The sequence below is a fragment of the Streptosporangium sandarakinum genome (assembly GCF_050942225.1).
Classification (GTDB): Bacteria; Actinomycetota; Actinomycetes; order Streptosporangiales; family Streptosporangiaceae; genus Streptosporangium; species Streptosporangium nondiastaticum.
Map to the genome: position 1 here is coordinate 6,113,661 of NZ_CP192034.1, position 11,639 is coordinate 6,125,299.

Below are 11,639 nucleotides of genomic sequence, written 5' to 3' on the forward strand. Positions count from 1 at the left end.
GAGATCGCATGTCCCTCGCCGAACTGCTGGACCCCCTCCTCCAGCCCGCCTTCACCCTCGCCGGGACGCCGACCAGCTGGGCCGAGCTGCTGGGCTTCGCCAGCGGCATCCTCACGGTCTGGCTGGTGGCCCGCCAGCACATCGCCAACTGGCCGATCGGGATCGCCAACGTGATCCTGCTGGGACTGGTGTTCCTGGCCGTCGGGCTGTACGCCGACGCGGCCCTGCAGGTCCTCTACGTGGCGCTCGGCGCGTACGGCTGGTGGCAGTGGATGTACGGCGGGGCGGGCCGCACCCGCCCCGCGGTGCGCCGGACCCGCCGGGCCGAGTGGGCCGCGCTGGCCGTCTGCGGCGCCGCCGCCACCGCCGTGCTCACCGTCGCCCTCGCAACCTGGACCGACTCCACCGTGCCCTTCTGGGACGCGCTGACCACCGCGCTGTCGCTGACGGCCACCTACGGGCAGACCCGCAAGCTCGTGGAGTCGTGGTGGCTGTGGATCGCGGCCGACCTGATCTACATCCCGCTCTACGCCTACAAGGGGCTGCACCTCACCGCCGTCCTGTACGTGGTCTTCCTCGCGCTCTGCGTCTCGGGCCTGCGGGCCTGGCGCGGAGAGCTCGCGGCCCGGCCGGTTCCGGTGACGGCGTGAGCGGGGCGAGCGGTCCGGGTGATGTGAGCGGGGCGGGCGACGTGCCCGGGGTCTTCGCCCACGGGCTGGTGATCGGCAAGTTCTACCCCCCGCACATGGGCCACCACCACCTCGTCGACACCGCGGCGGCCCGGTGCGCCCGGGTGAGCGTGGTGGTGGCCGCCTCGTCGGCCGAGAGCGTCCCGCTGGCGTTGCGCGCCGCCTGGCTGCGCGAGGCCCACCCGCAGCCCGGCGTGACGATCGCCCCGGTGGTCGACGACGTCGAGATCGACTACGGCGATCCGGAGATCTGGGCCGCGCACGTGGCGGTGTTCCGTCACGCGCTCGCCCTGGCGCACGGTACCGTCCCGCGGATCGACGCGGTCTTCTCCTCGGAGGAGTACGGCGCGGAGCTGGCCCGCCGGTTCGGCGCCGTCCACGTGAGCGTCGACGCGGCCCGGGAGCGGTTCCCGGTGAGCGGAACGATGGTCAGGAACGACCCGGTGGCGTGCTGGCCATGGCTGTCCCCGGCGGTCCGTGGCCACCTGGCCCGCCGCGTGGTGGTCGTCGGCGCCGAGTCCAGCGGCACCACCACCCTGGCCAGGGACCTGGCCGCTCATTACGCCGCCCGGGGCGGACCCTGGGCGGCGACCCGCTGGGTCCCCGAGTACGGCAGGACGTACTGCGAGGAGAAGCTCGCCCTGGCCCGCCGCCGGGCGAAGGCGGCCGGGCTTCCGGAGCCGTGGCTGGACGACCTGGAGTGGGAGACGGCGGAGTTCGCGGAGATCGCCGACCGCCAGCTCGCGTGGGAGGACGCCGCCGCCCGCGTGGGCTCTCCGCTGCTGGTGTGCGACACCGACGCGTTCGCCACCTCGCTGTGGCACGAGCGCTACCTCGGGACGGCCTGCGCCGTTCACCCGCGCGCCCGGCACGACCTGTGGATCCACACCTCGGTGGAGGACGTGCCGTTCGAGCAGGACGGCTGGCGGGACGGCGAGGCGGTCCGGCACCGGATGGACGCCCGCTTCCGCGAGGAGCTCCGCGCGCGGGGGCTGCCGCACGTGGTGGCGTCCGGCCCGCCGGCCGCGCGGCTGGAGCGGGCCGTCGAGGCGGTCGACGCCCTGCTGGCACGCGGCTGGGCGTTCACCGAACCGCTGTGACCGGCGCCCCGACGGCGGGGCGCCGGGGTGGCCGGGCGTGCCGCGGCTCAGGCGCCGGGCCGGTCCCGCCGCAGCAGGGCTTCGACGCGTTCGACCGCGGCGGCCAGGGGGGCGGCGGGCACGTCCTCGAAGAGGTCGAGGACGATCCCGCCGTCCTTCGCCTCCCAGACCCCGGCCACCCGGCCCTGATGGACCACGACAGGGGAGATCCAGCCGGCCGCCCGGCTGACCTTCGGCCGGGCCGCCGCGGGCAGGAGCGGCGTGAGGTCGCGCGGAGCGCCCAGGATGTACTGGTCGAAACCGGGCAGCAGGTGGACCCCGGCGGTGGGGGCGGTCGCGGCCAGGTCGTCGAGGTGCTCGGCGAGGATCGTCATCGGCCGGCCCTCGACCTCGACCTCGGCCAGCTCGGGGGCGAGTTCGCCGAACCAGCCGCGCAGCGCCGCCTTGCGGGCGCCCCCGCGGTAGAGCCAGGCGTCGAATGCCTCGGGGGTGGCGGGACCGTGCGCGCCGAGGAAGGAGCGGACCAGCCGCACACCGGCCTCCTCGGGCGGGAGCGATCCGGGCCGGTGCCCGGCCAGCCAGTCGCGGGGGCTGACGAAGGTCACCCGGCCCGCGCGCGGCGGGCCGTAGCAGAGCTCACCGAGGAAGCTCAGCGGTTTCAGCAGAGCGCCCCAGCCGGACGTGAGCGCCTCCCGCAGGTGGGCGTCGCCGGTGGCCGCGATGACCGCCTCGACCAGCTCCTCGCGGGTGAGGGCGCGGCCCGCGAGCGCCGCGGGGACCGCCTCCAGGATGGCGGCGACCTCGGCGGCGCCGACACCGTGGCCCCGCTGCCAGGACCCCTTCTCCCAGTGGCGGAAGGAGCCGAGGACCGCGGTGTGGGCGGCCAGCTCGTCGGCGGGGACCAGGTGCAGGGTGCCGCGCGCCGTCCACGTCTTCACCAGGGTGCGGTCGCGCCACAGGGCGTCGTCGATCTCACCGGGGCGGGGGGCGGCGTGCCGTACGGCCACGGCCAGCTCGGCCGAGGAGGCCACCTGCGCCTGCACCCCGGTCAGGCGGCGGACCACCGAGACCGCGTCCGGGCCGGCCACCGGGTCGACGAACTGCCGCCTCAGCCGCCAGGCGAGCGCCTGCGGCCATGTTACGGAAACAGACATGGATCAGGTTCTACACCACCGTCCCGGCGAAAGGGGCGGCGGTGGCCGGACCGTGCGGGCCCGCCGCCGTGACGCACGACGGTCCGGCCCCGGCCCCGGCACCGGGCACGGGAGCGTATGCCGGGACTCCCGCGCGGGCGCGGGATCAGCGGGTGAAGCCGATGTCCTGGTAGCGCAGGTCGTAGAAGCCACGGGCGCCGTAGTTGGCCACGTCGCGGCCGACCGCGACGTTCTGCGGGCGCTGGTAGAGCGTCAGCACGTTGACCTCCTCCCAGATCAGCCGGTCGGCGGCGTTGGTGGCGGCCAGCGCCCGCTCCGGGTCGAGTTCGGCGGTCGCCTTCTGCATGGCGGCGTCGATCCGGGGGGAGCCGATGCGGCCCAGGTTGGCGTTCCACTGGAGGTGCCCCGCGGCGTCCTTGGACGCGTCGGCGTACTGGCCGTAGCCGCTGGAGACGGGGAAGGGGGTGCCCACGTAGGAGAACGCGGTGACGTCGTAGTTGCCGGGGATGATGTATCTCGTGAAGTAGTCGTCGCTGGGCACCGACTGGATGGCGACCCCGACGCCGATCCGGGCGAGCATGCTCTGCACGAGCTCGGCCTCGGACTTGGTGAGCTGCAGGCCGGACGGCACGACGAAGCGCAGGGTCAGGTCGCGGCCGTCCTTGCGGCGGGTCTGGCCGGACAGCCGCCATCCGGCGGCGTCCAGCAGCCGCCCGGCCTCGGCGGGGTCGTAGACGCCGACCCTCCCGGCGTTGTCGCGGTAGCCCTCCTGGGTGTTCATCAGGAAGTGGTTGCCCAGCAGGGTGATGGGCCAGTCGAGGCCCTGCAGGTCGGACCGGGCGATGACCTGCCGGTCGATGCCCATCGCGACGGCCCGGCGCACCCGGACGTCGGAGAGCGCCGCGCTCTCGCCGTTCATCGTGATGTGCCGGAAGTCCGGTCCGGCGGCCTGCCGTACGACCGCGTCCGGGGTGCTCCGGGCCCGCATGTAGTCGGGCGCGGACGGGCCGACGTCGAAGGTGTCCAGCTCGCCGTTGCTGAACGCGCCGACCAGCGCGTCGCTCTCCATGGCCTGGAAGATGATCTGGTCCAGCTTGGCCCGGTCACCCCACCAGCGGTCGTCCCTGAGGAGCGTGACGGTCTTGGCGGTCTGGTCGAACGACCCGAGCCGGAAGGGGCCCGCGGTCACCGGGATGCGGTTCAGCCAGGCGGTGTTGAACGCCTGGGGGGTGGCGTTGGTGGACCTCGGGTACAGCGGCCCGAACAGCGACTGCCAGTCGCCGAAGGGACGGGCGAAGGTGATGACGACCTCGTGGTCGTCCCGGCCCCTGGCGACGTCCTGGATGTCCTGGTAGCCGGTGGTCCCGGCGACGCGGTAGGCGGGGTCGGAGCCGTTCAGCGCCCGCCACTGGGCGCGGTAGTCCTCCCAGGTGACCGGGGTTCCGTCGGACCACCGGGCCCGGGGGTTGAGCCGCAGTGTGACGACCTGCCTGGGGGTGCGCGCGGTGATCCCGCCGGAGAGCACGTAGTCGGTGTTCGCCGAGACGTGGCCCTGCTCGTCGGAGCGGAAGGCGGAGGGCATCAGCCCGTCGATGACCTTCTTGACCATCGCGGAGTTGCCGTCGACGTGGTTGAGGTTCCAGTTGGCCGGATACTCGTTGAGGCCCCAGCGGAGCCGCCCGCCGTTCCTGATCCGCTCGCGCGGGACGGGGTTGATGTCGTAGGCGCGGACCGGGGCGGCCTTGTCGTCCCCGCCCGGCCCGGCTCCCCGCCCGCCGGCGCAGCCGGTCAGGGCGAGCGTCCAGGCCGTGGCCAGCACGGCGGCGGACGCGGTCGCGCGCCGGAATGATGTCACGCTTCTTCCTCCTTCATCCTCATATGGCGCCGGATCTCTCCGCGAAGTGGCACGAGGCGGCGTGGTCGTCGTCGAGCATCCGGAGCGGGGGCCGCTCGCCCACGCACCGTGCCTGCTCCGCCCCGTTGAGCATTCGGAACAGCGGGCAGCGGGTGCGGAACCGGCAGCCGGAGGGCGGGTCGGCCGGGCTGGGCAGGTCGCCCTCCAGCAGGATGTGCCGGCGCGAGCGCTCCGCGCCGGGGTCGGGCACCGGGACGGCCGACAGCAGGGCGCGCGTGTAGGGGTGCAGCGGCGCGGCGTAGACCCGCTCGACCCGCCCGATCTCGGCGATCACCCCGAGGTACATGACCGCGACCCGGTCGGCGAGGTGCCGGACCACGGCCAGGTCGTGCGCGACGAACAGGTAGGACAGGCCCAGCCGCGCCTTCAGGTCCGCGAGGAGGTCGAGCACGCCCGCCCGGATCGACACGTCGAGCGCGGAGACCGGCTCGTCCAGTACGACCAGGCGGGGCTCCAGCGCGAGCGCGCGGGCGATGCCGACGCGCTGGCGCTGCCCCCCGGAGAAGTCCTGCGGGTGGCGCGCGGCGTGACCGGGTTCCAGGCCGACCAGGCGCAGCAGCTCGCGGACCCGCGGTCCCGGCCGCCGGACCCCGTGGGTGCGCAGCGGCTCGGCGACGATGTCGTAGACCGTCATCCTGGGGTCGAGCGAGGCCATCGGGTCCTGGAAGACGACCTGCAGGTCGCGCCGGATCGCCATCCGGTCGCGGGCGCCCAGCGCCGCGGTGTCGCGGCCCAGCACGGTGACCGTGCCGCGCTGCGGCCTGGCCAGCCTCAGGATCTCCATCAGCGTCGTCGTCTTGCCGCAGCCGGACTCCCCGACGAGCGCGAGCGTCTCGCGTTCCCGGACGTCGAAGGAGACGCCGTCCACCGCCTGGACCGTACCGATCCGCCGCCGCAGGAGCGTCCCCTTCGTCAGGGGGTAGTGCCTGACCAGGCCGTCCACCGCGAGGACCACCTCGCGGTCCCGCCGAGGCGGCGGTGCCGCGCGCCCGCCGGGCGCCTCCGGGACGCCCGCCGCCACCGGAGGGACACCCGCCGCCGGAAGGACGCCCGCCGCGACCTCCGCGCCGGTCTCCGCCGGGAGGGCGCCCGGGGGCGGACCGCGAGCGGGGCCCCGCCCGCGGCCTCGATCTCCTCCGCGCGGATGCACGCGGCCAGGTGGCCGGGCGAGCCGACCGGCTCCAGGGCGGGCTCGGCGACGGAGCAGGCGGGGACGGCCAGGGGCAGCGCGGCTCGAACGGGCAGCCGGGGGCAGCGCCGCGGGCGACGGCGGCGCCCCCTCGATCGGCACGGGCCGCTCCGCGGCGTCCAGGCGCGGGACCGCGGCGAGCAGGCCCGCGGTGTACGGCATGCGCGGCCGCAGGTAGACGTCGTCCACCGTCCCGGCCTCGACGGGCCGCCCGGCGTACATGACCATCACCCGGTCGGCGAACCCGGCCACCACCCCCAGGTCGTGGGTGATCAGCACGATCGCCGCGCCGGTCTCGCGCCGCGCCCGCCGCAGCACCTCCAGCACCTGGGCCTGGACGGTGACGTCGAGGGCGGTGGTGGGCTCGTCGCAGAGGAGCACGTCGGGGTCGTTGGCGATCGCCATCGCGATCATGACGCGCTGGCGCATGCCGCCGGAGAACTCGTGCGGGAAGGCCCGGGCGCGCCGCGCGGCGTCGGGGATGCCGACCAGGTCGAGCAGCTCGACGGCCCGCCGGGCGGCGTCCCGCCGGCTCACCCGCCGGTGGATCCTGACCGCCTCGGCGATCTGGTCGCCCACCCGGTAGACAGGGGTGAGCGCGGAGAGCGGGTCCTGGAAGACCATCGAGATCGTCCCGCCCCGGACGGCCGAGAGGGTCTTCTCGTCCGCCCCGAGGATCTCCCGGCCGTGCAGCCGCACCGAGCCGGTGACGCGGGCGTGCGGCGGCAGCAGGCCCATCACGGCCAGCGAGGTGACCGACTTGCCGGACCCCGACTCGCCGACGACGCCGAGCACCTCTCCCGGCCGGACGGCGTAGCTCACCCCCCGTACGGCGCGCACCGCCCCGGCCCCCGCGCCGAAGGTCACGTGGAGGTCGGTCACCTCCAGCACCGGGCCGGGCGGCTCCGCCGGGTCGTCCCGGGCCGCCCGGCCCGTCCGGGGCCGGCCCGCCGACTCCGCCCGCAGCCCGCCGTACCCCTTCATCGGCGTCCCCTCCCGGAGGCGGGGTCGAAGGCGTCCCGCAGGGAGTCGCCGACCATGTTGACCGCGAGCACCGTCACGACCAGCAGCCCGGCGCAGAACCAGAACGTCCACGGGGCGTACAGGGCCGTCCTGGTGCCGTCGGCGATGAGGCTGCCCAGCGAGACGTCGGGCGGCTGGATGCCGAAGCCGAAGTAGGACAGGGAGGTCTCGGTGAGGATCGCGGCGCTGACGTTGAGCGTGGCGTCCACGACCAGCAGCGAGGACATGTTCGGCAGGATGTGCCGGAAGATGACCGTGGTGGGCCGCACCCCCATGAACCGGGCCGCGTGCACGAACTCCCGCTCCCGGAGCGAGATCGTCACGCCCCGCACGATCTTGGAGGTGACCATCCACAGGAACAGCGCCAGCACCAGCACGAACAGCGGCCACTGGCCGCTCGCGAAGAGCGGCGACATGACCGCCAGGATCAGGAAGGCCGGGAGCACCAGCAGCAGGTCGGTGGCCCAGGTCAGCGCCCGGTCGGTCCATCCGGCGAAGTATCCGGCGAACGCGCCCACCACGGCCGCCAGCGTGGTGCCGACGACCGCGGCGAGCAGGCCGACGACCAGTGACCGCCGCATGCCGCGCAGCGTGACGGCGTACACGTCGGCGCCGGTCTGCAGCGTGCCCCACCAGTGGTCGGCCGAAGGCGGCGCGAGGAAGGCGGTGAAGTCCCGGTCGGTGTAGCTCCACCGGCCGAGGAACGGGCCGGCGAAGGCCAGCAGGAACATCAGCGCCAGCAGCGCGAACCCGGCCCGCCCCTGGAACGAGCCGAAGAAGCGGCCCGCGACCACCCGCAGCCGCGACGGCGCCCCGAGCCGGTTCCCGGCCTCGCGCTGCTCGGCGAGTTCCTCGTCGGTGACGCTCATCGGTCCGCCCCCATCCGGACCCGCGGGTCGAGGACGGCCTGCATCAGATCGGAGGCCAGGGCGGCGGCCAGCACCGCGAGGGCGGCGAAGCAGCTGATCGCCGCGACGGTGTTGACGTCGTTGGCGGAGATGGAGTTGACGAGCTGCTCCCCCATGCCGTGCCAGCCGAAGATCTTCTCGGTGAAGGTCGTGCCGACCAGCAGAGCGCCGAAGGTGAAGGCGAAGTAGGTGACCGCCGGGATCAGCGCGGTGCGCAGCGCGTGCCTGACCAGCGCGGTACGGCGGCGCAGCCCCTTGGCCATGGCCGTGCGCACGAAGTCGGCCCCCAGCACGTCGAGCATCATGTTGCGCTGGTAGCGGCTGTAGACCGCGGCCAGGCCCAGCGACAGCGACAGCGTGGGCAGGACCAGGTGCCGCAGGCGGTCGGCCGCCTGCGCGGCGAAGCCGCCGGGCATGCCGGGCGTCGCCTCGCCGCTGACCAGGAGGACGTGGGCGCCCACCAGGTAGTTGAACCAGACCGCGGCGATGATCAGGATGTTGGCGAGCACGACCGTGGGGACGGCCAGCACCGCGAACGACACGCCGGTCGCCAACCGGTCGAACGGGCCGTACTGCCGGACGGCCGCGTAGGCCCCGACGAGCACGCCGGTGACGCTGCCGAGGAGCAGCCCGGCGGTGATCAGCCGCAGGGTGACGCCGATCCGCCGCCCGAGGTCCTGGTTGACCGACCCGCCGGTGACCGTCCGGCCGAAGTCGCCGCGCACGACCCCGCTCGCCCACCTCAGGTAGCGCTCGGGCAGCGGCGTGCGGTCGTCGAGGTTCAGCTCCGCCAGGCGGGCGTCGACGACCGCGGGCGGGATCGGCGGGTTGCGGCCCTCGTAGTTGGCCCGCGGGTTCAGCGCGGTGGCCGCCAGCGCGTACGCCAGGCTCGTGGCGACGGCGATCAGCGCCAGGTAGTTGAGCAGCCTGCGGAAAAGGAATCCCGCCATCGTCCCCCTCCGCGGTCCGCGCCGTCGACAGCCATCCTGCTACATAATGCAGCAACACGAACACGCTGCGTGCTCAATCGGGGGTGCGGTCTCGGTCAAGCGCCCACCCGGGTACGGCGAAGCCCCTGGCCGGAGCTTGAAAGACGGGGTCCCGGCGGCCTGTCCGAGGTCCGGGCGGACTGTCCGGGGTCCGGGCCGGCGGAGCCGTGGCTCCGGGACGACCTCCGGAGCGGGCCCCGGGAGGCGGCGCGCGGGTCAGCGGCCGGCGAGCTCGTCGACGGCGGCCCGCAGGTCCGCGCCGGTGATGGTGGTCAGCTCCTCGGCGCTGGCGGTGCCGTCGAGGGCGGCCAGCCGGACGTCACGGCACATCGTGGCGCGCTCGAACAACGAGCGGGCGAACCGGCCGTTGCCCAGGCCGTCGATCAGGCCGTTGTCGCAGACCCAGGTGAAGACCTCCGCCAGGTCCCGGCGGGCGGCCTCGTCGAAACGGTCGCCGGCCCGGCGGGCGAGCAGCTCGGCGATCTCGGCGAGCTCGCCCGGCGCGTAGGAGGGGAACCGCACCCGCTGGTTGAACCGGCTCGCCAGGCCGGGGTTGGTCGCCAGGAAGCGGTCCATCTCGCCCTCGTATCCGGCCAGGATGACCACCAGCCGGTCACGGTCGTCCTCGGCCCGCTTGAGCAGCGTCTGCACGGCCTCCGTGCCGAAGGCGTCGCCCCCGGCGTAGCCCGCGTTGACCAGGCTGTAGGCCTCGTCGATGAACAGCACCCCGCCGAGCGCCCGGTCGACCAGCTCGTTCGTCTTGATCGCGGTGGCGCCGAGGTGCTGCCCCACCAGGTCGGCTCGCTGGGCCTCCACCACGTCGGGCTGCGCGAGCAGGCCCAGCGCGGCGAAGATGCGGCCGAGGATGCGGGCCACCGTGGTCTTGCCGGTGCCGGGCGGGCCGGTGAAGACGAAGTGCCGCATCTGCGGCGGGGTCGGCAGGCCGCGCTCCTGGCGCATCCTCGCCACCCTGAGCTGCGCGGTGATCGCGTGCACCTGCTGTTTGACCGGCTCCAGGCCGGCCATCCGGTCCAGGTCGGCGAGCGCCTCCTCCAGGCTGGGGGCCGCCTGGTAGCCGTGGTAGCGGGCGGTCAGCTCGTCGAACGCCTTGGTGACGTCGGCGGAGGTGACGGTGACCAGGTCCTCGGTGGTCGGCGCGCCCCCCGCGCCCACCACGCGCACGTCGCGGGCCTGGGCGGCGGCCTCGACGAGACTGCGGGCGAACCGGGCGTTGCCCAGCTCGTCGACCAGCCCGCGCCGGTGGACGTCCTCGAACCGGGCGAGCAGCGCGGGCACGGCGTCCGCGGCCATCCGGTCGCCGCGTCCCCGCTGCAGCAGCTCGGTGATGCTCAGCAGCTCCTCGGGCGCGTAGCCGGGGAAGTGGATCCGGCTCGCGAACCGGCTGGACAGCCCGGGGTTGGAGGACAGGAAGGCGGCCATCTCCTTCTCGTATCCGGCCAGGATGATGATCAGCCGGTCACGGTCGTCCTCGGCCCGCTTGAGCAGCGTCTGCACGGCCTCGGCGCCGAACCGGTCGGGCTGGCCGTCACCGGAGTTGATGAGGCCGTATGCCTCGTCGATGAACAGCACCCCGCCGAGCGCCCGGTCGACCAGCTCGTTCGTCTTGATCGCGGTGGCGCCGAGGAACTCCCCCACCAGGTCGGCCCGCTGGGCCTCCACCACGTACGGGGTCTCCAGCAGGCCGAAGGCGTAGAAGATCTTCGCGACGGTCCGGGCGACGCTGGTCTTGCCGGTGCCCGGCGGACCGGCGAACACGAAGTGGCGCATCGGCGGCTCGGTCGCGTATCCGGCCTCCCTGCGCAGCCGGGCCGCCTCGATCGAGGCGGCGACGGAGCGCACCTGCTCCTTCACCGGGGCCAGGCCGATCATGGCGTCCAGCTCGCCGAGCGCCTGCTCCACCGAGATCGGCGGCGGCGCGGTACGGCCGGCGGACGCGGCGGCCGGCGGGCCCCCCTCCCGGCCGCGGAGCCGTTCGGCCCGCTCGGCCCGTCCCGGCCGCGCGCGCCCTCGGCGGCGTCCAGCGCGGCCTTGGCCCGGCGCGCCTGGACGAAGCGGTACACCAGCACCGCGGCGGCCGCGCCGTAGGCGGTCCATACGGCGGCGCCCGGCACGGCCGTCCCCGCGGCGACGGCCACCACCCCGGCCGCGGCCAGGGCCATGAGCGTGGTCAGCCACGGGGGGACCCAGCGGACGACGTGCGCCAGGCCGGCCACGGGCAGGGCCAGCAGCATCATCGCGACCGGGGCCGCGGAGGCGCCGAAGACGGCCTGGAAGATCGGCAGCGTCAGCATCCAGGCGGCCACGACCGCCACGGTGGCGGCGGCGCGGGGGTAGCGCAGGGCCAGCGACACGAAGCCGAGCAGGGCGATCGTCGCGGGCAGCGCGAAGAGGAGTGACCAGCCCATGCCGAGCGCCAGCCCGGCCGCGGCGACCAGGACCGCGACGTGGATCAGCCGCCGCAGCGGAGGGCGGAGGCGGAAGTATCGCATCCGCACCTGCTCGAACGCGTCACGTGCCGCCGCGCGCCCCGCCGGCCGGGCCATGTCGGGTTCCCGCATCACGCCTCCCCGGTTTGCCACCCGGTTATACCGCACCGGACAGGCGTTCGCGCGCGCCTGAGCGTCGCGCCACGCCGCCGCTCGGTCACGACC

9 protein-coding genes are annotated in these 11,639 nt (G+C 74.5%); 2 read left to right on the plus strand and 7 right to left on the minus strand.

Annotation, left to right across the window (positions count from 1 at the left end):
* Positions 1-8 precede the first annotated feature (8 nt).
* Complete coding sequence (gene pnuC, locus ACQP10_RS28215; protein WP_179826670.1) at positions 9-650, plus strand: nicotinamide riboside transporter PnuC; 642 nt, start codon at positions 9-11, stop codon at positions 648-650.
* Positions 647-1,789 carry an AAA family ATPase gene (locus tag ACQP10_RS28220; protein ID WP_312873561.1) on the plus strand — a complete coding sequence of 381 codons (1,143 nt, stop codon included), beginning with the start codon at positions 647-649 and terminating at the stop codon, positions 1,787-1,789. Before pnuC ends, ACQP10_RS28220 begins: the two co-directional genes overlap by 4 nt.
* A gap of 47 nt (positions 1,790-1,836) precedes the next feature.
* Here ACQP10_RS28220 and ACQP10_RS28225 read toward each other — a convergent pair whose 3' ends face one another.
* From ACQP10_RS28225 to ACQP10_RS28255, 7 genes are all read right to left on the minus strand, one after another.
* Complete coding sequence (locus ACQP10_RS28225; RefSeq protein WP_433540039.1) at positions 1,837-2,943, minus strand: winged helix DNA-binding domain-containing protein; 1,107 nt, start codon at positions 2,941-2,943, stop codon at positions 1,837-1,839.
* Positions 2,944-3,088: 145 nt separating this feature from the next.
* Positions 3,089-4,798, minus strand: coding sequence for an ABC transporter family substrate-binding protein (locus ACQP10_RS28230; protein WP_179826666.1), 1,710 nt, complete (start codon positions 4,796-4,798; stop codon positions 3,089-3,091).
* 19 nt (positions 4,799-4,817) lie between these two features.
* Entirely contained in the window at positions 4,818-7,031 is a 2,214-nt protein-coding gene (locus tag ACQP10_RS28235; protein WP_433540040.1) for a dipeptide ABC transporter ATP-binding protein, read from the minus strand.
* Positions 7,028-7,939, minus strand: coding sequence for an ABC transporter permease (locus ACQP10_RS28240; RefSeq protein ID WP_433540041.1), 912 nt, complete (start codon positions 7,937-7,939; stop codon positions 7,028-7,030). Before ACQP10_RS28240 ends, ACQP10_RS28235 begins: the two co-directional genes overlap by 4 nt.
* Positions 7,936-8,928, minus strand: coding sequence for an ABC transporter permease (locus ACQP10_RS28245; RefSeq protein WP_346023160.1), 993 nt, complete (start codon positions 8,926-8,928; stop codon positions 7,936-7,938). The genes ACQP10_RS28240 and ACQP10_RS28245 overlap by 4 nt, the downstream gene beginning before the upstream one ends.
* A 255-nt stretch (positions 8,929-9,183) precedes the next feature.
* A complete protein-coding gene (locus tag ACQP10_RS28250) occupies positions 9,184-10,887 on the minus strand; it encodes an AAA family ATPase (RefSeq protein ID WP_433540042.1) in 1,704 nt (567 codons plus the stop codon).
* Positions 10,854-11,546 carry a hypothetical protein gene (locus tag ACQP10_RS28255; RefSeq protein WP_433540043.1) on the minus strand — a complete coding sequence of 231 codons (693 nt, stop codon included), beginning with the start codon at positions 11,544-11,546 and terminating at the stop codon, positions 10,854-10,856. Before ACQP10_RS28255 ends, ACQP10_RS28250 begins: the two co-directional genes overlap by 34 nt.
* Positions 11,547-11,639 lie beyond the last annotated feature (93 nt).